Source organism: Methylophilus sp. Leaf408, from assembly GCF_916856905.1.
In the GTDB taxonomy this organism is placed as follows: domain Bacteria; phylum Pseudomonadota; class Gammaproteobacteria; order Burkholderiales; family Methylophilaceae; genus Methylophilus.
Genome location: NZ_CAKASK010000002.1, coordinates 24,271 through 46,468 on the forward strand (window position 1 = coordinate 24,271; position 22,198 = coordinate 46,468).

Below are 22,198 nucleotides of genomic sequence, written 5' to 3' on the forward strand. Positions count from 1 at the left end.
ATGATCGTTTCATCTAAAACGGCTGCTTACGCCTAAATGTGCAGGCGCGGTGGATACCACTTTTCACCGTCTCACTGAACTTTGCCCAGCGACTTTTACCTATATGTGGCACCAAATGGGCATCGTTCAACAATGCATCGCCAACGATGCTCAGCAAAGCTTCTTTCAGCAATGGTCTTTCGACCCAGTGCTCACCAAACTGATGACTACGGCGTTTCCGGTACTCAATGAATTTAGGGCTGCTTTTCCATTGCCAATCATGCAAGCTGCTGAACAGTGGCAACAAGGTATCCGTTTCATTATGAAACAGCCGTAATAAATCCTCCCATTGCAGGTCGTTCATCAGCTCGTGCTGGCTTTTTTGTTTAGCTGCATCCTTCTTGCTATTTAACTTTAGCAGTTCGATCAGCTCTGCATACTGCAACCCAAAATTCAGCTGCCTTATCTCATCAACCAGCGGAATCAGCGTATGCAATGTGTCCTCAGGCACATGCGCCTGCACCCATTGGAAATCCTCAGGGGTCAAGGTACTCAGTTTTAAAGCCAGCATCCTGGTCTGGTTCAAATGCTCAAGGTCCATCATGCTTGCCAGTCGCCCAATGGTTGATTTCTTGCAGCAATTTATCCCGCTCAGCCTGCGATAGCTTATTGGATGGCTGGGGGCGGCGCCATTTCAGCAACAACACCAGTAACAACAGCACAGCCAGTATTGGCACCAGCCAGTAATAAGCCGCATATTTACTGGTCGCTGGCACCGCGATAGCATTCGTTGACTGCGCTGGCTGTTCCAAAGCGGGCAATTCAGACATTTGGTCCGGCGACTGACTGACTTCAGGTTGGCTGGTTCCAGACTGGTAAGTACTGATAGCATGCACGATGACTTGATCGCCACGTACGGGGTTGATGCCAGCAGAAGCAGCCACAACTTCCCTGACTTTTAACAGTGTCAGCGAATCGGTGTTTTCTGGTAACACCACCGCTACCGATATCTTATGTATGGCCCCCGGTGCACTTAATATATGCTCAATACGCCTGTTATTGGCAAACTCAACTTCTTGAGAGCCACTGGTTGGCGGCGGCATCTGCGCCTGATCCTCAGAGAAATTACTTAGTTTGTCGGCCGACTCTACCTGGCTGGTGATACGCTGTTTATAGATGGCGCCCACCGATTGCCCCTTGGTATTGGGCAAGGGAACAATATCTTCCTTGGTGACCTTCACTTCATCGTAATTGAGGGAGATATCAGTGGTGACGATGGCCTTGCCGCTGCCCACTACTTTATCCAGGATACGATTTAGCTTATTGGTGAAATAATTTTCCAGCTGTTTCTTGACCTCTAATCGCTGGTAGGGATCGGCCTCTTCATTGTTAAGCATAACCTGCTTGTTGAGCGCGACGCCCTGCTGGTTCATCACAGTGACATCCGCCGGGCTGAGATCAGCCACTGAAGAAGCCACCAGGCGCTGAATACCCACCACTTGTTCAATGGCGATATCCTCGCCATCTTTGGTGACAATAGAAACAGAGGCTTTAGTCTTACTGATCTTGCGCTTGAACAGTGTGGATTCTGGCAGCACCAAATGCACCCTGGCACTTTTCACACCGGCAAAAGTCACGATGGTGCGCTCAAGCTCGCCTTGCAATGCCCGCAGATAATTAATCTTTTGCGCGAACTCAGTCATACCGAATTCGGCATTATTAAATAACTCGAAACCAACATTATTGGTACTCGCGACACCTTTGCCAGCCAGTTTCAACTTGATTTGTGCAGCTTCCTCTTTTGGCAACAAAATGGTCGTACCTGACTGATTAAGCCGATAAGGCACTTTGACGCGCTCCAGCTCGGTGACGATGGCAGCGGCATCCTGTTGCGTTAGATCATCATAGACAACTTCATACTCATCTTTTAATAGCCAATAAGCCCCTAATCCGGTAAACACAAGGATCAGGCTTAAAAAAAGCACGAACATCACTTTCGCCAGCGGACTTGATCCCGCCCAGCTTGTTTTTATAAAATCCACCACTTACCCCTAAATTTGCATTCTTAATATTTCTTGGTAACCTTCAACCACTTTGTTTCGTACCTGCAAGGCCATTTGCAAAGTTAATTTGGCATCTTCCAGCGCTAGCATGACATGGTGGATATTGTCGGTTTTGCCCGCCGCCAAGTCTTGTAATAAGGCTTCACTGCTGGTGACGGTATGGTTGAGTTTATCCAGCTCATGCATGAATAAACCCGGTTGAACTGCAGTAGCAGGCTCGCTACCCTGAATGGGAAACGCTGCCCCTACTGGAAATACACCTTCTAAACCTTGCATCTTAAGCTCCTGAACCCAGATCTATCGCTTTCATGGCCATCGCTTTGGCGGCGCTGATGGCCACTGTATTTGCCTCATAGGCGCGGACCGCTGACATTACGTTGACCATCTCCATGACCGTATCTACCCCAGGATAAGCTACAAAACCTTCTTTATTGGCATCCGGATGAGAAGGTTCGAATACCAGTTTTGGCAAGCTATTGAACTGCTGGGTGACACTGGCGAATGGGATGGCAACACGGTCGCCCATCTGCAATCCCTGTGCCTGGAACCCTTTAATTTTGGAAGAGGTGGTCACGGTTAATGGGATGTATTGCGCGCCATTGACCGTACGGGTGGTATGCGCATTGGCAATATTCATGGCACTGGCATCCAGCCGGGTACGTTCCACGTTGAGGCCAGCCGCACTGATCTCAAATGCTTTTAGATAGTTCATACTTAACCCCTGCCCTCTCTCAATACAGCACTCATCATGCCGAGGTAATGGTTCATACCTTTGATCAGCGATTGGTAGTGCAAGGTATTCTGGTTTAGCAGCACCATATTGATATCCACGGCGTTGCTTCCGCCTGTGGTGTTGGCACCATAGGTGATTTGCGGCGTTAGTCCTTGATGGCTACCCGCCATGCCGCTGCTACGCAGGGCTTCAACCTGCGACTCAAATTCCACCTGCATAGGCCTATAGTTTTCCGCATGCGCATTGGCAATATTGCTTGCAAGTGCCATGTGCCGAAGCGATGTGCCATCAAGTGCAGATTCGACCATCACTGACGTTAGTGAATGAACCATTTCTTATACTCTCCTGATTATTGGATGATCAAGTCAGCATGCAGTGCGCCAGCTGTCTTGATACCTTGCAATATAGTGATCGTGTCTCGCGTGCTCGCCCTGGTTTTCTTCAGGGCATGCAGCAAATCACCCACACTGGAGGACTCGGGTAACTCCACCAGATCGCCTTTTTCTTCATTGACGTTGATTTGCGTATTGGGGATGACTTGAGTACGGATGCCAGCTGAGGGACGGAATAGAACGCCCTGTGGTTGTGAAACCGAAAACCTGTTCTGGATAGAGACACGCAAATCACCATGGGCGATTGTTACTTTGGATAGTTTGACTTCGCCACCAGAAACGATAGTGCCGGTTTTTTCATTGACCACCACCCTGGCCCGGGTATCAGGTTCGATCTGAATCGCTTCTATGACAGAGACGAAATCCATCCGGTTATTGGCAAACCTGGCAGGCGGTGTGATATGCACTGTGCTGGAATCAACAATTTTCGCGTAGCCGAAGCCCAGTTTTGAGCTCAGGGCGCGTTCCACTCTTTCCGCTGTTGTATAGTCGGGGTCCGCCAGCACATAATTGACTGAGCCATCAGCGTTAAGGGCAGAAGCGATGACTTCCACTTCTACCTGCGCCCCACCAGAGATTGCACCTGCGGTAGGATGGTTTTTTTGCGCGACATTGCCAAATTGGTCATAACGATAACCACCCACCGATACCGGGCCTTGTGCCAAGGCATATACCTTGCCATCTGGCCCTTTCAATGGCGCCAGAAGCAAAGTGCCCCCGACAAGGCTTCTAGCGTCACCCATTGAAGTAACAGTGACATCAACACGGTCACCAAGGTGTGCTACTGGCGGCATTAAGGCCATCACACTCACGATTGCTACGTTGCGGCTATTTACCTGCTCGGGAGCAATCAACACATCAAAATTGGACATGAAGTTGGCTAATGTCTGGCGAGTTGCTTTACTCCTTGTGGAGTCGCCGGTGCCAGCCAGGCCGGTTACGATACCGAATCCCACCAAGTGGTTTTCGCGCCATCCGTCTATCTTGCCTAATTGCTTCAATCTTACCGATTCAGTGGCCTGTACTGATTGAACAGACACCAGCATGCATAGCAAAAGAAATTTCATTGTGCGCATCACCCGTCTCCTAAAATAAACCAAACAAAGTGATCAGCCTGGAAAGCCAGCCCTTATGCTGACTTTCAGCCAGTACACCATTGCCTACATAGGTGATCTTTGCATTGGCAACTCTTGTAGAAAGCACGGTATTGCGCTCATCAACATCAATAGACCTAACTTTCCCGGCCAGGTTAATGGTTTGCTTTTCATCATTGATCTCAATATCCTGCACGCCGTTGATCAGCAGGTCGCCATTCGACTCCACCCCTTTGACCTCTACCGAAATTTGCGCCAGTAACTTGCCGGTCCTGGCGCTTTTACCGCCACCATCATAGTTTTGGTCTATGGATAAACCGTAGTTTTTTTGCGTGGTATTAGGAGATGAAAATTGCACACCCAATTCATTGCTTTTATCGGTATTGGTGCCAGCAGTGGCCGAAGCTGAAGAGTTCTCGACAACCAACACGGTGAGGATATCGCCTACCCTATGCGCGCGCCTGTCCGACACCAATGGCCGATATTGGTCGGCGCGGTAAAGGTTTTGCGCCAGGCCATCAAGGCTAACCAGCAGCAACAGCGCAGCCGTTATAGGCAATGTGAAATGGGATGTTCGCATGGTTATCTTCTCAGGTTATTGCTGATTGAAAGCATTTCGTCAGAAGCCTGTATCACTTTGGCGCTAAGCTCGTATGCCCTTTGTGCCAATACCAGGTTGACCATTTCTTCGGATAATTTGACATTGGAGCCTTCCAGGTAGCCCTGCGCCAAAGTGCCCAGGCCATCTTCACCCGGCTTGTTAACAGTGACTTGCCCGGCAGCGTCCGTCACCGTGAAAAGATTATCCCCCACCGGCTTTAAGCCTTCACTATTGGAAAATGACGATAACTCGATCTGCCCGATCTCAGCCAGTGCGTTATCTTTCGAATTACGTGACGACACTTTCCCACTGGCGTCTATGACCACTTCTACAGAGTCCACGGGGATCTCGATCTGTTGCTTGAGTTCATAGCCGGACACTGTCGCAAGCACACCATTCTCATTGACTTTCAATGCGCCGTGCCGGGTATAAGCACTACTACCGTCCGGCAGCAACACTTCGAAGAAACCATTGCCACGGATAGCCAAATCCAGAGGTGACTCAGTCGCTTTCACATCACCCTGCAAAAAAGACTTGTTGTTACTGGCAATCAGCGTGCCCATGCCCAGCAGGATGGCCTGGTTGGCCTCCCCACTAGCGGAGAGTTGTTGCGCCCGGTAATAGGCATCCTGAAACAAGACCCGATTCTTCTTGAAACCCGAGGTATTTACGTTGGCCAAGTTATTGGCAATCACATCCACATGCTGTTGCTGTGCCTGCATGCCGGTGGCACCTATATATAATGCGTCAATCATTATTACTCCCTGTGTCTTTTTTATTGTTTAAACAACTAACTGCCTACTCAGAACTGCCCGAGATTCCTGACCATCTTGTCGCTCAAATCATCATAGGCCTGCATCACTTTGTGACTCAACTCGTAATGACGCATAGTTTCAATCAAACTCACCATTTCAGAGGCGGAATCCACATTCGAACTTTCCAGTCCACCCTGCACTACTTTTGGGTTATCCAGTAACTGCGCCTGTGTGTTGTCCTGCGGCAAATAAATGCCGCCCCCTATGTGCTGCAATGTGTCTGGTTGCGCCACATCCACTATTTTCAACTGGGCAATCAATTTGCCATTCTCGTAAACCTGGCCTTGACCATCAACCACGGGGGTATCTGTCAGTAATGTGATTTTCCCATTCACGCCATAGACAGCATCACCCTGTTGTGTCACAAGAGTTCCGTTTTCATCCAGCCTGAACGCTCCCGTGCGGGTATATGCCCGGCCATGAATAGTGTCGATTTCAAAATAGCCTTTACCAGAAATCGTAAAATCCAGAGAGCGACTGGTTTGCCTGTAAACCCCGGGCCTATAGTCCACATTTGATGACAAAGTGGTACTAAGCAAAGGTGGCATACTGAAATCATATTGCCCGCTCAGGGAAAGAAACTCGCGTTTGAAGCCTGGCGTTAGTGCATTGGCGGCATTATTTGAAATCGTATTCAGGCGCTGAACATCGTATTGGACGCTGCTACCGATTAAATACACTGGATCAATCACGACTTACTCCTCTTTAATAATGCCTCAACCGAAAACACATGCACAATCAGCATGGCGACTAGCTGGTATAAATCCGGTGAAATAACACTATTCACCGGCAATGCCGACAAGCGCTGTAATAACTCAGGGTCTTTGATGATCCGGTGATCAGCATGTACTTTCCTGAATTCGGCTTCAAAATTTTCCGCATATTTGCCACTATCGTTAAATACGACTTGCGGCAGCAAAGACTCTGGGGCGAATGACAAGGCGACCACGGTTTTTGGCTTATGCATCACAACACCCGCTCCATACTGCCCTGTGCAAGCACATGGTCTATGACTGCCGCCATGGCTGAACCTTGCGTGGTATGCGATGCATAATGTGCCTGCTCCAATATCCAGCCTGCTTCAGTCAATGTCTCGGAAAACGTCTCTTTTTGCTGCTGCAAGGCTTCAAGTAGCGCGGACTGTTCGGCATTGAATGCCAGGCTGAGCCGGTTATTCACCAGCTTTGCCACCACACCAACTTTGCCTGCGCCGGTTTCCAGTTCGAACACGATTTGCTTGCTTGAGGTTGCACCAGTTTGCGTGTGCGCCTGGTCAAAAAAAGCAACATCAAATTCCAACAACCGATCATTGATAATAAGGGAGAGCACATCAAAAGAATGGGCAATAGCGCCTTCGGTATCAATATTCAGCAACTTCATGAAGGGTGTCTGCTCAGACTCATCATCGAAGTCGGATTCACGCTGTTCAAACATTGATGCGAGCGTATAACCACCATTGACATTTTGGTCCCGCACGCCATCTTGTGTACGAGATTCCTGCGAGGCTTCATTCTCATTTTCTGGATGCATGCTTGCACCTCTGAATGCTTCGGCTATGGCCTGGTAAAGCACGGGCATTTCTTCAGAAGGCCTGGACAAGCCAGCATAGTCTACGGGTGTGTCAAGCACCGCCAGCCGTGCAGGCTCGGTGGCACTTTTTATGAGGTTTCGGATCAGCGGTTCTGACACAGGCAGACCATTCTTGGCCAGATATAAGGCCAGTTTGATAGCAAACTTATCCTGCTTGAATGACTTTGCGATACCGTCTATGGACTGTTGCTGTGCTGTAGTCAATCGCTGCAGGTTAAACTCTCTGATCAAACTCTCCACCAAGGTTTGGGCAGTGGTTTGTTCAGGTTTAGCAGAAAATGTCTCGTTGCCAGAAGAACGTTCAGTCAGCTTAAGGGAGACTTTGTCACCCTGAATATCCATTACTTTAGTACTGAGTTGCTGGCCAACGTGGAATGCAATAGTGGAATCCACCACCCGCTCCTGGCCGCCAATCATGACTCCATAACGGTTGCCATCATAGACTTTCAACACTTTGCCTTTGATGATCTGGCCCAGGGAAATGGTTTTTAACCAGTCCTGCTGCTGGATAACCAATGAAAGGTCATCATTCGGCCGGTTGGCCTGGTTAATGATAGGAGGCACATTGGTCAGTTTCATGTTTTGACCACCCCGAACGAACTCAAACGCAAAGTGACAGGCACTTCAGTCATGGAGACCACATGCAGGTGCGGTAATACGCGCTCGGTGAGTGTGCGGATATGTCGCCTTAACTCCGGCGCGCACAGCAGCACTGGCGCCATATTGTTCTTCATCATAGATTCGACCTGTGCCGCCAACCTGGATACCACTGCCTCGGTAAAGCGCGGATCTATCATTAACTTGCTAGCCTCTTCGGAAACATGGATGGATTCCGCAATCTTCTGCTCGATGTTGGGGTCCAGTGTAATTACCGCCAATTCCGACTTGCCCGACATCAAGCTCTGGCAGATCGCCGGCCCAAGTTTGTTGCGCACCGCTTCAGTGAGCTGGTCTGCATTCTTAGTCTGACGACCACTATCGGCCAGCACTTCGAAAATACCTTCCAGGTTGCGGATAGAAACGCCTTCCCTGAGTAAATTCTGCAATACTTTCTGAATTTCAGCGGCAGAAAGCACATTAGGAATGACTTCATCGACCAAGGCACCGTTTGCTTCACGTATACGGTTAAGGATGGAAGTCACTTCAGTGCGGCTCAAAAGATTGGAGGCATTCTTTTTCAGAATATCCGTCAAATGCGTCATGAATACGGTAAGTGGATCGACCAGGGTATAGCCCTTGGCTTTAGCCATAGACCGGTTAGCCTCGTTCACCCATACCGCAGGCAGGCCATAGGTCGGGTCACGTGTTTCCACACCTTCCAGCTTTTCACCACGCCCACTTGGATGTATGGCCAGAAAATGACCGGGCAAAATTTCCGCATCGCCATACGCGACGCCATATAAACTGACTTTGTACTGGAAAGGATTAAGTTTCTTATCATCGCGCATTTTGATGGCAGTGATGACGAAACCTGCTTCGAGTGCGTATTGTTTCCTGAAACTGGAAATGCGATCCATGACAATGGCATCATCCGCATTGACCAGTTGTATGAGGTCCTGACCGATAGATATTTCTATGGGGTCTATAGTAAGCAAGCTTTCGACGCTTTGTTCGGCATCATCTTCCGCTGTTTCGGATTCTTTCTTGGTCGCCGATTTTGTACCTGACACCCAATAGGCCAGCAAGCCGAAAATAACCATAATCAATAGAATGGGAAATACCGGCATGCCTGGCAGGAACGCAATACCCAGTAAAGCGGCAATCACCAGGTAAATAGCTTTAGGGTGCGCGGAAATCTGCGTTGCCATTTCCTTGCTTAATTGACTGTCTTCACCAGAGCGGGTGACGATAATACCGGTGCCTACAGCAATCACAAGTGCCGGCACCTGCGTCACGATACCATCGCCTATGGTCAGCAAGGTAAAGGTTTGCGCCGCTTCTCCCCATGACATACCCAGTTGCATGACGCCTACAGCCAGCCCCCCGAAAATATCGATAAGCAGAATCACGATACCGGCAATCGCATCGCCTTTTACAAACTTGCTGGCACCATCCATAGCACCATAAAAGTTAGCTGACTTTTCGATATCCTTACGTCTTTTCTGCGCTTCTGCCTGGTCAATGAAGCCCATATTGAGATCGGCATCAATACTCATTTGCTGGCCCGGCATACTGTCCAGTGTAAAACGTGCTGCCACTTCAGCCACCCGTTGCGCACCATTGGTCACCACCACATATTGCACCACAACCAGGATAAGGAAGACCACCAGCCCGATCACGTAATTGTTCTGTACCACGTAACTACCTATGGCACCAATGACCTTACCGGCATCGCCTTCACCCAGAATAAGCCGTGTCGCGGCCACATTGAGTGACAGCCTGAACAAGGTGGCCATCAACAACATAGGTGGAAACGTGGAAAAATCGACCGGCTTTTCTACATAGAAAGTCAGCAGCAAGATAAGCAGGGCAAAACTTAAATTGGCCAGTAGCAAAAAATCCAATAACTGAGAAGGGATGGGCGTGAACAGGACAATCAGTATCCCGACCATGGCAAGAATCAGGATAATATCCGCCTGGTTGCCAAAAATCTTTTTCAGGTTCTTCAACATATAGGACTCACTGCACAGCCGCTGACTTTTTCAATTGCGATACCCAGAACAGAATTTTTGCGATATCTGCATATTGGGAAACCGGGATATGCCCATCGATGACAGCTTCTTTAAATAGGGTCCTGGCCAACAAGCGTTGCTCTATGACAGGCACGCCGTGCAGGCGGGCAATATCCTTCATTCTTGCTGCCATAAAACCTGCCCCTTTTGCCAGCACAACCGGCACGCTCATGATGGATTGATCAAATTTAATCGCTATCGCAAGATGGGTAGGGTTGGTGATAAGCACATCTGCTTCCTTGACTCGGCCTAAGCTCTTGGCGCGTTTCAACGCTTCGCGCTGCAACTCACGGATGCGGGACTTAACGCGCGGATCCCCCTCACGGCGTTTGTGCTCGTCCGTGATATCGCGACGGCTCATACGTAAGCGCTTGGAATAATCCCAGCGAGAGAGGATCAGGTCCAGCAATGCAATAAATGCAAAAGCGATCAGCAATTTCAACCACACCGACGATACCATCGCAAACATGGCAGCACCTGCCTGCCTGGCCATCACATTCTGTATCCAGAAAAATTCCGGCAGCATGCCTGAGAATACAAAAAAGAACACCACGCCCAAGATCACAAATTTCAGCACGGTTTTAATCGCCTCAAACAGCATCTTCATGGAGAACAGACGCTTAAAGCCTGCGATAGGATTGATGCGGTTTAAATCTGGCTTGAGCGGCACCCACGAGAAAATCGGGCCGATTTGAAAAAAATTAATTAGAGCGCCACCTACTACTAGTAACGCAAGAAAAGGAGCCAGCACCATGATGGAGGCTTTCAGATAGCTCGACAACAGCGTCGCCATCGGGTCTACTCCAAATACCGCGTTGGGAATATCCTGGAAGATACGTGCGAACAGCGACAACTCCTGACTGTAGATGCGTGCACCAAAGATATAAAAACCAATCAGGGCGATTGCCAGGATACCAAAGGAATTCACATCCAGGCTCTTGGCAACTGAACCTTTTTTGCGGGCCTCCTCGCGTTTAAACGGGGTGGCCTCTTCGCTACGGTTTTGGTCCTGTTCAGCCACCACTCGCCCCTAACAATTGATCATAGGAATCAAACAGGGCATCAAAGATACGCCTTAACAGGAAACCGGCATGCGGCAATGTCATTGCCAGCAACAACAAACCGACAATCACTTTCACCGCCAGCGACATCACAAACACATTCATCTGCGGCATGGTGCGTGACATAAACGCCATCGCCAGATCCACAATAAAAAGCGCCACCACTACCGGTGCCACCACCATAAAGCCAAAAGAAAAAACGCTACCAAAATAAGCAACCATTGCCTGCGGATTTACTTGATAGAAAGAGCTACCGAGCGGAATGACTTCATAGGATAACTGCACCACCTGCATCAGCGCCCAATGTCCGTCCAGCGCCATAAATGCCCAAATCGCTGCCATACTTAAGACGGTGCCCAGTAGCGGCATATTATTACGAGTCGCCAGATCCACTAAACCTGCCAAGCCAAAACCAATCTGAGAGTCCAGCAGGCGCCCAGCAAAATGGAATACCGCAAAGGTAGCTAGAATGGAACATGCCAGCATAGCCCCCGCTAGACACTCGGTCACAATCAGTACCATCAAGTTAGCAGGATCAATAAGGAAAGAAGGATTCAGTTGCGTCTGATTTAAAAATAGCAATGACAACCCTAAAACCAGGATGATCTTAGCAGTGCGCGGCACCGGTACATTCCCCAGCAGCGGAGTAGAAATGAAAACCATTCCAAGTCTGATGGAAGCCATCAGCACTAATGCAGCCCACGCTAACAAATTTTGCATGACCATTACTGCAAATACTGCGGAATGGAATTGATTAATTGAGATGCGTAATTAACAAGCGAACGCAACATCCAAGGACCGAATACCTGCAAAACCACCACAAGAGTAATCAGCTTTGGAACAAATGAAAGAGACATTTCCTGAATTTGGGTAACTACCTGAAAAATACTTACCAAAATGCCAACAAACATCACTAATAGTAGTAAAGGAGCCATAATGAGCATGCTCATCCAAAGCATCCTCGATACTAGTGTTAAAGCAACATCCGCTCCCATAACTCACCCGAAACTTGTATATCAATTATTAAATTAGTGTCAATTTAAAGCTAACAACTAAAAACATTAATCAAACTTTATAAAACGCTGTTTAATATAAATTATCTTTGAAGAATAGATGATAGCCAATATGTAAACATATGTAAATAAATAAAATTTTAGGAACTTTTGTTTATTAACCACCTAACTTTTTTAGAAAATGGTTCCTTACAACCAAGATATGGGCAATCCTAAAATGTGAAGAAGGGTTTAAAAAATAAAAACACAAGAAAATCCTGCCATCCCGTCAACATTAGATATCATTAACATACCTGATAATCTGGCCGATAAGGCTGGAAAATTCCTGAAACTTCGCTGGGGTAAAGTTTGCCAAATTAATTCTCATTTGAACATGATCTTCTAAATGCAATTCTTCCCCCTACGTCAGTTGACTCAACATTTTAGCCAGCACGGACGACTGGATGCCATTTACCTGCGTCCGGACCGTGATCAGCCTTGTTTGCAACAAGATCAAGTCCAAGCGATTGCTAACCTTGGATTACAGGGAGATCGCATAAGTTTGCGCCAGTCATCGACTCCGAATGGAAATAAGCGACAAGTGACATTACTGCAGGCAGAGCATTTACCCGTGATAGCAGCGCTCACTGGTCATTCACAGGTTGATCCGGCTTTGCTCAGGCGCAATCTGATTGTTTCCGGCATCAATCTGCTGGCGACAAAATCGCTATTCAAAGATCAGCCGTTACATTTATTGATAGGTGATGTGGTACTGGAGGTAAGTGGCCCTTGTGAGCCATGCTCAAAAATGGAACAAGTGCTAGGGACAGGTGGTTACAACGCCATGCGCGGCCATGGCGGGATAACGGCACGGATTATACGAGGTGGTCTGTTACGTATTGGAGATTCGGTAAAGATAGTTGTAGGGACTGACATTGATAAACCTCAGCAATCCTCCCTACCCTTGTTTGGCAATGACTAGCAGCAAACGTTTTAAAACTGTGTAATCCAATTTGAATCTTCTCACTGTGGGTTGAATGTATATCCAAAACTTATTTTCCCGTTAACAACAAGTAATGTTCCCCATAGGATGCGCCTATTGCATCACTAATCCTTTCGTAATGATGTCAGGTTACTTCTTAATTCCACTCATAGCCGGTAAGTCTCATCCTACAATTAAATGAGATAAATGCTGATGTATTGAACATTACATGCAGCGTTAAATACCACTGCGATAATCAATTTATCATACCAAAGAAGAAGTTTACTTGTTTATCCATCGCTAATATCAGTTTTGGATAATTCGCGACGACAGTGAAAAACTCAAAGGTGGTTCATCTACACAAGAATTAACTTCCTTAGAGTTGCTTGATAAAAAGTTATGGAGAAGTAATATGAATTTAGAGATCGTAGCTATTCACAACCACGGAAATCTAAGGGATGAATTTGTTGAGCTTAAAGCCAAAGCAGCATGCCAACTCCAAAATTATATGGTTGCAGATGCGGACTATGACACTTCATTCTCAAATAAGCTATGCCAGGTGTATTGGTTCTATCCTAAAGAGGTCAAGGAAGGAGATATTATTCACTTGCATACTGAAAAAGGGGATGACATTTCCACACCGAATGTGTTTGGGAGCACGACGCATATCATCCATTGGGGTTTGGAGGAAGTGGTTTGGAATACTGGAGATGTAGGTGTTTTGTTCGAGTTGAACAATTGGAGCCCCAAGAAAACTGGATAACTAAACTCTGAAACATCGATTTATTGATGCATTAGAAAAATATTGATAGAAAAGACTCGAATGCTGTTAGTTGAGTCTTTTTTACGTTATGTTTAGTCAATCATCTCTTCCGCATGCAAAAGGGGAACAAAAATGCGTAGTATCGGTAATTTTCTCTGGTTTATTTTTGGTGGTTTTTTCATGGGCCTGGCCTGGTGGTTTTTTGGCATTTTGGCCTTCTTAACAATCATCGGTATTCCTTGGGGTAAGGCGTGCTTCGTGATTGGTCAATTTACTTTCTTGCCATTTGGTCGAGAAGCGGTGAGTCGGAGAGAGTTAAATCACAAGGATGACATTGGCACAGGTACACTTGGATTTGTAGGAAACGTCATTTGGTTTATCTTCGCTGGTGCATGGCTGGCGATTGGTCATGTTGCTTCTGCGCTTGCCTGCTTCATCACAATTATCGGTATCCCTTTTGGTATTCAACACCTCAAACTTGCAGTGCTTGCACTGGCCCCTATTGGTAAAACCATAGTGACTAAATAGTTTGCCTTAACGAAGAAAAACAATAATGTTCAGCCAATTAAAAAAAATAGTGTCATCGATTCAACTGAGTGATGTTCATGCCTGGCTGGGCAGATTCATTATCTGGTCGGCCGCTGCTGCCACAGGTCTGGTGATCGTTCTTTTTGCAAAGGCTACCGAGAAAGCAATCTCATTTTTTGAGGGGATTCAATCCGAGATTTGGTGGGTACCTATTTTGATGATGCCGGTGGTAGGCATTTTCATTATATGGGTTACCAGGACCTGGTTTAAAGGAGCTTCCGGTAGTGGCATCCCGCAAACGATGGCGGCTTTAAATCATGATGAACACCAGCCTATCAGTCATTTGATATCCATAAAGATAGCCATTGCTAAATTCTTCCTTGTCACATTGGGGCTTGCCGCGGGGTTTTCGGCAGGGAGAGAGGGGCCATCTGTGCAGGTTGGCGCAAGTATCATGCACAGCTTTCGAAGATTCTTGCCGGCAAGCTTCACCATAGACCCTAAACACCTGATACTTGCTGGCGGTGCAGCGGGCATCTCAGCCGCTTTTAATACGCCATTGGCAGGAATTATTTTTGCCATTGAAGAGTTAAGCCGTAAATTCGAACAAAAAACCAATGGCGTCATGATTACAGCGATTGTGCTGGCCGGGCTGGTTTCTATATCTATTCAAGGTAATTACACTTACTTTGGTCATCTGAATGTGGGCATCATCAATAAAGATATTTTGCTGCCGGTACTGATCTGCGGGCTGGTTTGTGGGGTAACCGGCGGTATTTTCAGTAAGGTTCTGATCGAGTTTTCAGATAATCTGCCCGGTAAAGTCACGACCTTTCGCACTAATCACCCCTATTACTGGACCGGGTTTTGCGCTTTGTTGGTGGCAGGGCTTGGCATCGTGAGTCACGGTGCGGCGAATGGCTCAGGATACTCGCTGACTAAAGCGATGCTGCATGGCTCAATCGATGAAACTTGGTACTATCCAGTGGTCAAGTATCTAGCCACTATTTTCACGTATTTAAGTGGCATTCCCGGAGGTATCTTTGCGCCAGCGCTTTCGATTGGGGCAGGCATAGGCTACGACCTCGCGAGTATCTTTCATTATGATGGAATGGTGATTGCGATGACCGCTTTATGTATGGCTGGCTTTCTGGCTGGTGTTACACAGGCACCCATTACCTCATTTATTATCGTGATGGAAATGATAGACGGGCACGAGATGGTCATCAGCCTGATGGCGGTTTCACTGATCGCCACCGCGACTTCGCGTGTATATAGTCGCCCGCTATATGCAGTGCTTTCTACCAAGTTTGCAAAAGGTGTGCAAACCTAGTAGCTGCTAAGCAGTATTTTATAGCGCTTGTCACTGTAATGAAGGGCTCAGTGTACCTTCAGGAAGTCGCATTTTCAGCTCAGCATTTTTAGACAGATTCAACGTCATGGTTGGGAAAGCAAAGCTGACGTTCATGGATTCCAGTTCGCGCATTAGGTATAAATTGATTGCTTGTTGTTTATCCATATATATGTTGTAACTGCTATCCAGCACGTAATAAACCACTTCAAAATCCAGTGAGCTAAGCCCAAATCCCTTAAAGTGGGCGCGGTCGAATCTGGTTTGGGATTGTGATGTGATTGCTTGCTTAACGATCTCCGGGATTTGTTCAACCACATCTGCTTTGGTCCCGTATGTAACGCGAAACTCAAAAACCACTCGTCTTTCTGCCATGCGTTTGTAGTTATGAATGGTATTTTTAAGTAACTCAGTATTGCCACAGACAATCTGTTCGCCACTCAGGCTACGAATATGCGTGGTTTTTAAACCAACGCGCTCTACCGTGCCGAGCACATCACCGAAAATAATAAAATCGCCGATCACAAACGGTTTATCCAAGCCGATCGCTAGCGATGCAAATAAATCACTGAGTATATTCTGCACGGCTAAGGCAACTGCCACCCCGCCCACGCCCAGACTGGCGACAAAAGCGGTGATATTCACACCCATGTTTGCCAGAATACTTAGCAGTGCAATTGACCAGACAACCGTTTTGAAAATCCAGGAAAGCATCGTGGTCAGCACTGCATTTTCGGCTGAGCCATCGGTGGCGACCACTTTAGCTTTAGCCCATAGGCTGATTCCTTTGCTAAACCATATGGCTACCTGAATACCAATTACAAAGAAAGAAAGATAATCCAGGCGAGTGACCCACTTGGCGTTCAACTCCAGGAAGTGCATGGCAAACAGCAATGAAAATAATGCAAACGTTAATTGATTGGTACTGCGCATTACCTCGATAACCAAATCACCCAGTTTTGTCGGGTTTGTTAAAGTAAATTTAGAGATTTTCTTAATGGTAAATTTCCGGATCAGCAGCAATCCCATATAGGTGATCGCGAAAATCAGCAAGGTATAGAGCCACTCATTGATGGTGAAACTTAGAAATTTATATTGAAGCCAGCTATTCATTTCTTTCCTTATATGAAAGGTTAATGATTAGTCAGGATGTTTATTTGAACTTACAGAAGAAGCAAACGAGGTTTTGAGAATTTCACAAACAGAAACACTAACCATTACCCAACACAGAGAAAATAGGATAAAAATGAGGTTTGATAGTTCAATAAAAAATTGAACGTTGTTGGTAACAAATACGATGGCTATGGATAGCGGTTAAACACAATACCAGCCAGGCAATGGCTTCCAGAAATGCTGCCAGTACATCACTTAGATAATGCGCGCCTAGATACAGTCGGCTAAACGCAACCAGTACAATCATCGCAGAAGCGATCAGCAGAATAACTGCGGCTCCACTCCGCGAATGCGTTTTTGTAATCAGCAGTGCAGCCAATACACCATAAAAAACCGTACTGGCGACGACATGCCCGCTGGGGAAACTGTAGGTAGTCAGCGTGATAAGTGGATTTTCAAATGATGGGCGCGCCCGGTGAAAAATTTGCTTGGCAAGTAGATTGAGCAGCATGCCTCCTTGCACAATTAACAAAATCGCCAAAGCTGCATACCAACGTTTTTTCCAGGCGAGCGTTAACGTTATTAAAGCGGCGACAGGGCTAATCACCCAAGGATCATGCAAGTTGGTAATGATAAGCAGGCATTGAGTTAAAAGTGGAGAGCCATGCTCATGCAACCATTGGGCAATTTCGATATCGACGACTGTCAACGTACCACCGCTGACAACATTGTTGGCAATAAAGCCAAATAGTGACCCTGTGAGCATCACCATTATGCCGCCGAGCGTTATATGGATCCGCAGTGATTGAGGGCTATCCATCACTCGACAACCCCAAACCACCAGCATAATAACGAGAGCGACGGACAGGATACTGCCAAGTAATATCCACGACATGGTCAGCGCTTAACCCTAGTTTGCATATCCCTAAGAAAGCTTCAATAGCTTGTTTTCTGCAATGATAAACCGGGAGGATGCTGCATCAAAATCCATCCGCTCCACTATGCAAGAACGTAGTACTGAGTCATAGCGGATAAGATTCACTGAATTTGGCTTTTTTTCGCGTACCCGCTTCGATACGGCAGTACCCGCGGACACTATCCAGAATGGGCGTGTGACATCCTGAAACTTTTCTTGCAGATTGCGGATATAGGCTAGATGAATATGCCCACTTAAAATCAGGTCTGCCCCCGCTGCTGCCCAGGCCGCTATCGCCTTTTGGTGCCCATGCAGCAAATTCTCTTTATCGCTTTCGCGCTCAACGTATACCGGCTGGTGCACAACGACGATACGCAACTGATTTGGTGATGCGCTCTGCAATTTTTGAGAGACACTTTCAATTTGCTGCCTGGAAACTTCACCATCCGCGTGACGCCAGGGCCGAGTGGTATTCACGCCAATCACCTGTACATCCTGATTGGAAAATTGCGGCGCAAGCTCCCGACCAAATACGCGTCGGTAATTGCCATAGGGATTAAAAATACGCGCAAAAATATTAAACAGGGGAATATCATGATTGCCAGGAATCACCAGCTTAACCGACGCAGCCAATTGATCCAGAAAGCTGCGGGCGCTATCAAATTGTGTGGCGCGGGCACGCTGCGTAACGTCTCCGGACAGGATGGCGATATCAGGGCGTATTTCTTGCGCTAGCTGCAATAAAGCAGCCATTACTGGTGGTTGCTCGGTTCCGAAATGAGTGTCGGAAAGATGGAGGATCACACTCATACTTCGTTTCCTGACGATATATGGGCAACCAGTCGCAAGGGCTTGGGCCCGACTCGGAATGTCAAAGGCGGCTGCATGCGTGAAACTTCACCATCCATCGCCACCTTTACAGAACGCTTGTGGCGGCGCAATAAGGGTTCAACCACCAGCTGACGACAGGCAAAGTGGGTGACATTCTGCGACTTGCTTAGCACGCCTAGCATGCCGTGAAATGCCACCGCCACCCGTTCAGTTGCTGTCATAGGCGGGAGTGCAATAATGGCAAGTTGTCCATTTTGGACCTGTTCAGATTCAGGCTGGAGGCCGATAGCCTCCAGCTGTATCGCGTTGTTGCCTACAAAGATTGTTGAAGCAGGCAGGACTTCCTCCCCGCTTTCCTGTTGCCCGCCGCTATGCTCAATGCGTAGCAGCATTTTGATATCGCGCTTTAACAAGGTAAGAAAAGCCGCCACTTTGGCGACCGCGCGGTTACGGCCATGCTGCTGTTTAAACTCCTCCCGGTCTGCAAGTAGTTGCGGATAGAGCCCCAGGCTGGCATTCACCAGAAAAACCTCATCATTGAGTAGCCCCACCTGTATTTGCCGCTCACTACCAATACGCATGCCATCAATCAACGCTTTAGCGGCTAACGCCACATCCTGCGGTATTCCATTGTCACGCGCAAAGTAATTGAAGGTGCCTAGTGGCACTATGCCAAACGGCAATCCGGCAGCCAGCACCTTCTGCGCGACAAAACGTATGGTGCCATCCCCGCCCGCTGCGGCGACCACCCCATGACGATGACCTGCCTGTTCCAATGCCTTGTTGGTCATTTCTGGCAGGTCTGAGCCGCGCTGGCATAAAAACAACTCATAGGGCTGCTCAGCCTCGTGAAATATTTTTGCCAATTCATTGGCGACCGTCGCTGCATCTTTTGCGCCGGAACCGGCGTTTAAGACGATAAATAGTGGAGGAAAATGATTGGATGGATTCTCTGCAGAATGCGGCGGTGGTTGCGGGAGTGAGTTGTTCATATGTTTAATACATAAAGATGTTCATGAAGTTTCACACCTTTTGCAGATTTAATCCATACAAAAAATAGTTGTGTTAATCATTAACGAAATAATTAATCATCTGAACATAAAATCTTTTAGGAAAATGCATGTATGCAATCTCGGCTTGAAGCGGCAGATCGTGGGCAAAAAAATCTCTCGCATCCTGAATCAAGCTAAGGATCACGAGAGGCAGAGGAATCTAACTCGAAATTACTTACACTTGCGCTGAGCTGCCACGCAAGGCAAGTGCGACATTCAAAGCTGTCAGCACGTTTTCAACATCTAAAATGTTATCGCCGATGACTGCCTGGATATTGCCAGCCAAAGTATGGATCACCACTGCATATTGTGGGGTGGCAAGCAGCCACATGACCGCACCATAGACCAATGAAAAGGTACCGATCAAAGGTAAGTTACCATTACCAAAAAGCATTAGCAGACCGCCCATCAGGCAAACTTTAGCCATACCCAAGTTTGGGCTAAGCTTCTTCGATTCGACCGTTGTGACATGTTTGATGGGTATCGGTTTACCGTTAACAATAAACCGGCTGTTACTGACACTTATGCCGTGATGACTGAAGTAAATGGACTCTTCCATAAATTCACCTCCATCGTAGTGATAAAATGTGTTAACATTATATTACTATAAATATACAATAAATAACAATATATTTTAGTCCTTTAGTCTTAGCCAATGTGGGCCATTGTTGTAACACAATGCCCCTCATAGAATTCTCAGTGTCACCACTAACAACAATAAAGAAAAATATGTTTCAGAAATTGATTTTTATTACAGGCTTGCTCGCTACAGCAGCAGCTAATGCCGCTTCATCTACTAACTCTCCAGTGCCTGAACCAGAAAGCATTAGCCTGATGCTGTTTGGCGTGGGACTGATTGGTGTGATTGTGTTTCGTCAGAAATAGACGAGTGTTTGAATAGTAGTTGCCAGTATCGCTTTAACCTTGCCTGGTACGCTACCTGTGACTCTCACTGAGAGCAATGACGGATTCCGAAATACAGTATTTTCAGAGCTCAAAGGCTGATACGTCACCAGCGAGCTATCAAAAATCCGTTTTTGCTGCACTGTTTATAAGTGAACCCAAGATTCACTTATAAACTGGATTTACCTTAATACGCACCTGCAGTCTGCAGAGAGAACCTGCCTGGTTTCTTGATATGATTTGTGGACGTTACTTTTGGTTTTAGAAATGTATCAATTGCCGCAGCCAGGCGCGCAGGTTCATCGTACGGTAACCCATGCCCGACATCAGGAATCAGCTTGTATTGCAGATCCGGGTTCAGTGCATGCAATTCGCGCGCTGTCTCGGCAGACACAATACCTTCGCTGCCAAGCACCAATAACGTCGGTACATAAATATTGCGGATCAGTTCGTCAAATTCGGGGTTAGGCGGAATCAGCACATCAAATGCGTTCTCGCTGGTCCGTAACCTTGCCTGCACAATGTATTCGATGACCTCGGATGAGCGATAGCGGTACCTGGCTTTGGCTTCCCTGAATAACTCCTCTTTGGTCGACTTCAGCATCTGCCGGTGTTGCTCAACCATATCACTCTCGTACACGCGGTTTTGAAATTCAGGGCTGACAAACGTAGGGTCGGCCAGGATAATGCCGCTGACAGCGAAACCCAACCGGCTGGCAACCATTGCCGCCGTCATGCCGCCCATCGAGTGACCAAGCAGGTAGGGTGATTTAATATCCAGCGTCCTGATCAGCTCGATCACATCATTGGCATGGTCTTGATAGGTGTAGCCATGCTGTGGCGCACTGGAATAGCCATGGCCGCGTGCATCAGGCATGATGATGTCGAAGTGCTCTTCCAGCTCACGCGCCAATTGCGACCAGCACGCACCACTACCGGTCAAGCCATGCAGCGCGATTAGTGTAGGCTTGTCTGCGCCACCCGTTCTTAAATAGTGAATATTGATGCCGTTTGCGCGGCACATCGTATCCATCCAGTTTGCAGAAATAATGTTTTTGCGTGTCATGATTAAAACTTCCTGAAAGAACCGGTCACCACACCCCAGATTGCGAATTGCATTTTGCCCTGGATGAGGATAGGTTCATATTTACCTGAAGAGTTGGCCGGCAATAACTTGGGGTCGCCGTTCTTTTGTTTGGCTAAGGTTTTGATGGTGAATTCGCCATCAATCATCGCCAGCACGATATCGCCTATCGATGCCTGTTTTCTTTTATTCACAATTGCTTTATCACCGGGCAACAACCCGGCCTCGATCATGGATTCGCCCTGGATAGTGACAAAAAAAGTATTGGCCGGATCCTGGATCAAATAGCCATTCGGGTCCATGCGCGACTCTTCATCGCTATCAGCCGGAGATGGCAAACCGGCGGGCACTTTGGACTGGTACAGCGGCAAACTTAAACTATCCAGCGTTTCGGCTAACTGTGCAAATTCACCCACACTATCCAGATTGCCTTCCATCTGGCGCAGCCGTTGCTTCTTGGCATACGCCTCCAGAAAGCTGGCAATGACCGGCTTTTGGCTGTCTGGTACGCGGATAACGCTGGTCGCTTCCATGTAAGTACCGGTGCCATGCTTGCGGCCTGAACCAGGTCTTTTGCCACCATTTTTCTTGTCTTCTTCACTCATGGATTTTATTGTAACAACAATCAGTTTTTATTGTAACAATAATCAGATTAATTTTATGTAAATCGTTGAAGTGTGATG

27 protein-coding genes are annotated in these 22,198 nt (G+C 47.3%); 5 read left to right on the forward strand and 22 right to left on the reverse strand.

Annotated elements, in window-relative coordinates; translation table 11 throughout:
- Positions 1-13: 13 nt before the first annotated feature.
- Genes LPA26_RS10955 through LPA26_RS11025 form a run of 15 tightly spaced genes read right to left on the reverse strand, consistent with a single transcriptional unit; the run spans position 14 to position 11,995 of the window.
- On the reverse strand, positions 14-583 hold the full coding sequence (locus LPA26_RS10955; protein ID WP_229008374.1) for a hypothetical protein: 570 nt from the start codon (positions 581-583) through the stop codon (positions 14-16).
- Positions 570-2,024 (reverse strand): flagellar basal-body MS-ring/collar protein FliF, encoded by a 1,455-nt coding sequence (gene fliF, locus LPA26_RS10960; protein ID WP_370634372.1) that lies wholly within the window; start codon positions 2,022-2,024, stop codon positions 570-572. Before fliF ends, LPA26_RS10955 begins: the two co-directional genes overlap by 14 nt.
- A 6-nt stretch (positions 2,025-2,030) precedes the next feature.
- The gene (gene fliE / locus LPA26_RS10965) at positions 2,031-2,318 is read right to left on the reverse strand and encodes a flagellar hook-basal body complex protein FliE (protein ID WP_229008376.1); all 288 of its coding nucleotides are present in this window, start codon (positions 2,316-2,318) and stop codon (positions 2,031-2,033) included.
- A 1-nt stretch (position 2,319) separates the two neighbouring features.
- Complete coding sequence (flgC, locus tag LPA26_RS10970; protein WP_229008377.1) at positions 2,320-2,754, reverse strand: flagellar basal body rod protein FlgC; 435 nt, start codon at positions 2,752-2,754, stop codon at positions 2,320-2,322.
- 2 nt (positions 2,755-2,756) lie between these two features.
- Positions 2,757-3,107 carry a hypothetical protein gene (locus LPA26_RS10975; RefSeq protein ID WP_229008378.1) on the reverse strand — a complete coding sequence of 117 codons (351 nt, stop codon included), beginning with the start codon at positions 3,105-3,107 and terminating at the stop codon, positions 2,757-2,759.
- A gap of 17 nt (positions 3,108-3,124) precedes the next feature.
- Positions 3,125-4,243 carry a flagellar basal body P-ring protein FlgI gene (locus tag LPA26_RS10980; protein WP_229008379.1) on the reverse strand — a complete coding sequence of 373 codons (1,119 nt, stop codon included), beginning with the start codon at positions 4,241-4,243 and terminating at the stop codon, positions 3,125-3,127.
- Positions 4,244-4,253: 10 nt separating this feature from the next.
- The gene (locus tag LPA26_RS10985; RefSeq protein ID WP_229008380.1) at positions 4,254-4,841 is read right to left on the reverse strand and encodes a flagellar basal body L-ring protein FlgH; all 588 of its coding nucleotides are present in this window, start codon (positions 4,839-4,841) and stop codon (positions 4,254-4,256) included.
- A gap of 2 nt (positions 4,842-4,843) precedes the next feature.
- A complete protein-coding gene (flgG, locus tag LPA26_RS10990; protein ID WP_229008381.1) occupies positions 4,844-5,617 on the reverse strand; it encodes a flagellar basal-body rod protein FlgG in 774 nt (257 codons plus the stop codon).
- A 47-nt stretch (positions 5,618-5,664) separates the two neighbouring features.
- The gene (locus LPA26_RS10995) at positions 5,665-6,369 is read right to left on the reverse strand and encodes a flagellar hook-basal body protein (protein ID WP_229008382.1); all 705 of its coding nucleotides are present in this window, start codon (positions 6,367-6,369) and stop codon (positions 5,665-5,667) included.
- Positions 6,366-6,644: a hypothetical protein gene (locus LPA26_RS11000; RefSeq protein ID WP_229008383.1), complete on the reverse strand. Its 279-nt coding sequence runs from the start codon at positions 6,642-6,644 to the stop codon at positions 6,366-6,368. Before LPA26_RS11000 ends, LPA26_RS10995 begins: the two co-directional genes overlap by 4 nt.
- Complete coding sequence (locus tag LPA26_RS11005; RefSeq protein WP_229008384.1) at positions 6,644-7,846, reverse strand: hypothetical protein; 1,203 nt, start codon at positions 7,844-7,846, stop codon at positions 6,644-6,646. The genes LPA26_RS11000 and LPA26_RS11005 overlap by 1 nt, the downstream gene beginning before the upstream one ends.
- Positions 7,843-9,879: a flagellar biosynthesis protein FlhA gene (gene flhA / locus LPA26_RS11010; protein WP_229008385.1), complete on the reverse strand. Its 2,037-nt coding sequence runs from the start codon at positions 9,877-9,879 to the stop codon at positions 7,843-7,845. The genes LPA26_RS11005 and flhA overlap by 4 nt, the downstream gene beginning before the upstream one ends.
- Positions 9,880-9,886: 7 nt before the next feature.
- Positions 9,887-10,960 carry a flagellar biosynthesis protein FlhB gene (locus LPA26_RS11015; RefSeq protein WP_229008386.1) on the reverse strand — a complete coding sequence of 358 codons (1,074 nt, stop codon included), beginning with the start codon at positions 10,958-10,960 and terminating at the stop codon, positions 9,887-9,889.
- The gene (locus tag LPA26_RS11020) at positions 10,953-11,720 is read right to left on the reverse strand and encodes a flagellar biosynthetic protein FliR (protein WP_229008387.1); all 768 of its coding nucleotides are present in this window, start codon (positions 11,718-11,720) and stop codon (positions 10,953-10,955) included. The genes LPA26_RS11015 and LPA26_RS11020 overlap by 8 nt, the downstream gene beginning before the upstream one ends.
- 5 nt (positions 11,721-11,725) lie before the next feature.
- Entirely contained in the window at positions 11,726-11,995 is a 270-nt protein-coding gene (locus LPA26_RS11025; protein WP_255659233.1) for a flagellar biosynthetic protein FliQ, read from the reverse strand.
- Positions 11,996-12,398: 403 nt separating this feature from the next.
- Between LPA26_RS11025 and LPA26_RS11030 the strand changes: the two genes are divergently transcribed.
- From LPA26_RS11030 to LPA26_RS11045, 4 genes are all read left to right on the forward strand, one after another.
- The gene (locus LPA26_RS11030; protein WP_229008389.1) at positions 12,399-12,974 is read left to right on the forward strand and encodes an MOSC domain-containing protein; all 576 of its coding nucleotides are present in this window, start codon (positions 12,399-12,401) and stop codon (positions 12,972-12,974) included.
- Between the two features lie 412 nt (positions 12,975-13,386).
- Entirely contained in the window at positions 13,387-13,737 is a 351-nt protein-coding gene (locus LPA26_RS11035; RefSeq protein WP_229008390.1) for a hypothetical protein, read from the forward strand.
- Positions 13,738-13,869: 132 nt separating this feature from the next.
- On the forward strand, positions 13,870-14,265 hold the full coding sequence (locus LPA26_RS11040; RefSeq protein ID WP_229008391.1) for a YccF domain-containing protein: 396 nt from the start codon (positions 13,870-13,872) through the stop codon (positions 14,263-14,265).
- Positions 14,266-14,290: 25 nt separating this feature from the next.
- The gene (locus tag LPA26_RS11045) at positions 14,291-15,598 is read left to right on the forward strand and encodes a chloride channel protein (RefSeq protein ID WP_229008392.1); all 1,308 of its coding nucleotides are present in this window, start codon (positions 14,291-14,293) and stop codon (positions 15,596-15,598) included.
- A 30-nt stretch (positions 15,599-15,628) separates the two neighbouring features.
- Here the strand turns inward: LPA26_RS11045 and LPA26_RS11050 are convergent, their stop codons facing one another.
- From LPA26_RS11050 to LPA26_RS11070, 5 genes are all read right to left on the reverse strand, one after another.
- The gene (locus LPA26_RS11050; RefSeq protein ID WP_229008393.1) at positions 15,629-16,729 is read right to left on the reverse strand and encodes a mechanosensitive ion channel family protein; all 1,101 of its coding nucleotides are present in this window, start codon (positions 16,727-16,729) and stop codon (positions 15,629-15,631) included.
- Between the two features lie 148 nt (positions 16,730-16,877).
- Positions 16,878-17,624 carry a phosphatase PAP2 family protein gene (locus LPA26_RS11055; protein ID WP_229008394.1) on the reverse strand — a complete coding sequence of 249 codons (747 nt, stop codon included), beginning with the start codon at positions 17,622-17,624 and terminating at the stop codon, positions 16,878-16,880.
- A 30-nt stretch (positions 17,625-17,654) separates the two neighbouring features.
- Positions 17,655-18,455: a metallophosphoesterase gene (locus LPA26_RS11060; protein WP_229008395.1), complete on the reverse strand. Its 801-nt coding sequence runs from the start codon at positions 18,453-18,455 to the stop codon at positions 17,655-17,657.
- Positions 18,452-19,468, reverse strand: a complete 1,017-nt coding sequence (locus LPA26_RS11065) for a diacylglycerol kinase family protein (RefSeq protein WP_229008396.1) — start codon at positions 19,466-19,468, stop codon at positions 18,452-18,454. Before LPA26_RS11065 ends, LPA26_RS11060 begins: the two co-directional genes overlap by 4 nt.
- A gap of 235 nt (positions 19,469-19,703) precedes the next feature.
- On the reverse strand, positions 19,704-20,087 hold the full coding sequence (locus LPA26_RS11070) for a DUF6232 family protein (RefSeq protein ID WP_229008397.1): 384 nt from the start codon (positions 20,085-20,087) through the stop codon (positions 19,704-19,706).
- Between the two features lie 170 nt (positions 20,088-20,257).
- Here LPA26_RS11070 and LPA26_RS11075 point away from each other — a divergent pair, with 170 nt between their 5' ends.
- Positions 20,258-20,413: a PEP-CTERM sorting domain-containing protein gene (locus tag LPA26_RS11075; protein ID WP_082504813.1), complete on the forward strand. Its 156-nt coding sequence runs from the start codon at positions 20,258-20,260 to the stop codon at positions 20,411-20,413.
- 205 nt (positions 20,414-20,618) lie between these two features.
- On the opposite strand, the gene LPA26_RS11080 is transcribed toward LPA26_RS11075, so the two are convergent.
- Both LPA26_RS11080 and LPA26_RS11085 read right to left on the reverse strand, forming a co-directional pair.
- Positions 20,619-21,497 carry an alpha/beta fold hydrolase gene (locus tag LPA26_RS11080; protein ID WP_229008398.1) on the reverse strand — a complete coding sequence of 293 codons (879 nt, stop codon included), beginning with the start codon at positions 21,495-21,497 and terminating at the stop codon, positions 20,619-20,621.
- A gap of 2 nt (positions 21,498-21,499) precedes the next feature.
- Positions 21,500-22,120 (reverse strand): LexA family transcriptional regulator, encoded by a 621-nt coding sequence (locus LPA26_RS11085; protein WP_055827647.1) that lies wholly within the window; start codon positions 22,118-22,120, stop codon positions 21,500-21,502.
- Positions 22,121-22,198 lie beyond the last annotated feature (78 nt).

What these genes read in the sequence shown, in the direction of transcription:
- LPA26_RS10955 (WP_229008374.1), bottom strand. Translation starts at nt 583, where the DNA reads ATGATGGACCTTGAGCATTTGAACCAGACCAGGATGCTGGCTTTAAAA.
- fliE (WP_229008376.1), bottom strand. Translation starts at nt 2,318, where the DNA reads ATGCAAGGTTTAGAAGGTGTATTTCCAGTAGGGGCAGCGTTTCCCATT.
- flgC (WP_229008377.1), bottom strand. Translation starts at nt 2,754, where the DNA reads ATGAACTATCTAAAAGCATTTGAGATCAGTGCGGCTGGCCTCAACGTG.
- LPA26_RS10975 (WP_229008378.1), bottom strand. Translation starts at nt 3,107, where the DNA reads ATGGTTCATTCACTAACGTCAGTGATGGTCGAATCTGCACTTGATGGC.
- LPA26_RS10980 (WP_229008379.1), bottom strand. Translation starts at nt 4,243, where the DNA reads ATGCGCACAATGAAATTTCTTTTGCTATGCATGCTGGTGTCTGTTCAA.
- LPA26_RS10985 (WP_229008380.1), bottom strand. Translation starts at nt 4,841, where the DNA reads ATGCGAACATCCCATTTCACATTGCCTATAACGGCTGCGCTGTTGCTG.
- flgG (WP_229008381.1), bottom strand. Translation starts at nt 5,617, where the DNA reads ATGATTGACGCATTATATATAGGTGCCACCGGCATGCAGGCACAGCAA.
- LPA26_RS11000 (WP_229008383.1), bottom strand. Translation starts at nt 6,644, where the DNA reads ATGCATAAGCCAAAAACCGTGGTCGCCTTGTCATTCGCCCCAGAGTCT.
- LPA26_RS11005 (WP_229008384.1), bottom strand. Translation starts at nt 7,846, where the DNA reads ATGAAACTGACCAATGTGCCTCCTATCATTAACCAGGCCAACCGGCCG.
- flhA (WP_229008385.1), bottom strand. Translation starts at nt 9,879, where the DNA reads ATGTTGAAGAACCTGAAAAAGATTTTTGGCAACCAGGCGGATATTATC.
- LPA26_RS11020 (WP_229008387.1), bottom strand. Translation starts at nt 11,720, where the DNA reads ATGCAAAATTTGTTAGCGTGGGCTGCATTAGTGCTGATGGCTTCCATC.
- LPA26_RS11025 (WP_255659233.1), bottom strand. Translation starts at nt 11,995, where the DNA reads ATGGGAGCGGATGTTGCTTTAACACTAGTATCGAGGATGCTTTGGATG.
- LPA26_RS11030 (WP_229008389.1), top strand. Translation starts at nt 12,399, where the DNA reads ATGCAATTCTTCCCCCTACGTCAGTTGACTCAACATTTTAGCCAGCAC.
- LPA26_RS11035 (WP_229008390.1), top strand. Translation starts at nt 13,387, where the DNA reads ATGAATTTAGAGATCGTAGCTATTCACAACCACGGAAATCTAAGGGAT.
- LPA26_RS11040 (WP_229008391.1), top strand. Translation starts at nt 13,870, where the DNA reads ATGCGTAGTATCGGTAATTTTCTCTGGTTTATTTTTGGTGGTTTTTTC.
- LPA26_RS11045 (WP_229008392.1), top strand. Translation starts at nt 14,291, where the DNA reads ATGTTCAGCCAATTAAAAAAAATAGTGTCATCGATTCAACTGAGTGAT.
- LPA26_RS11050 (WP_229008393.1), bottom strand. Translation starts at nt 16,729, where the DNA reads ATGAATAGCTGGCTTCAATATAAATTTCTAAGTTTCACCATCAATGAG.
- LPA26_RS11055 (WP_229008394.1), bottom strand. Translation starts at nt 17,624, where the DNA reads ATGTCGTGGATATTACTTGGCAGTATCCTGTCCGTCGCTCTCGTTATT.
- LPA26_RS11060 (WP_229008395.1), bottom strand. Translation starts at nt 18,455, where the DNA reads ATGAGTGTGATCCTCCATCTTTCCGACACTCATTTCGGAACCGAGCAA.
- LPA26_RS11065 (WP_229008396.1), bottom strand. Translation starts at nt 19,468, where the DNA reads ATGAACAACTCACTCCCGCAACCACCGCCGCATTCTGCAGAGAATCCA.
- LPA26_RS11070 (WP_229008397.1), bottom strand. Translation starts at nt 20,087, where the DNA reads ATGGAAGAGTCCATTTACTTCAGTCATCACGGCATAAGTGTCAGTAAC.
- LPA26_RS11075 (WP_082504813.1), top strand. Translation starts at nt 20,258, where the DNA reads ATGTTTCAGAAATTGATTTTTATTACAGGCTTGCTCGCTACAGCAGCA.
- LPA26_RS11080 (WP_229008398.1), bottom strand. Translation starts at nt 21,497, where the DNA reads ATGACACGCAAAAACATTATTTCTGCAAACTGGATGGATACGATGTGC.
- LPA26_RS11085 (WP_055827647.1), bottom strand. Translation starts at nt 22,120, where the DNA reads ATGAGTGAAGAAGACAAGAAAAATGGTGGCAAAAGACCTGGTTCAGGC.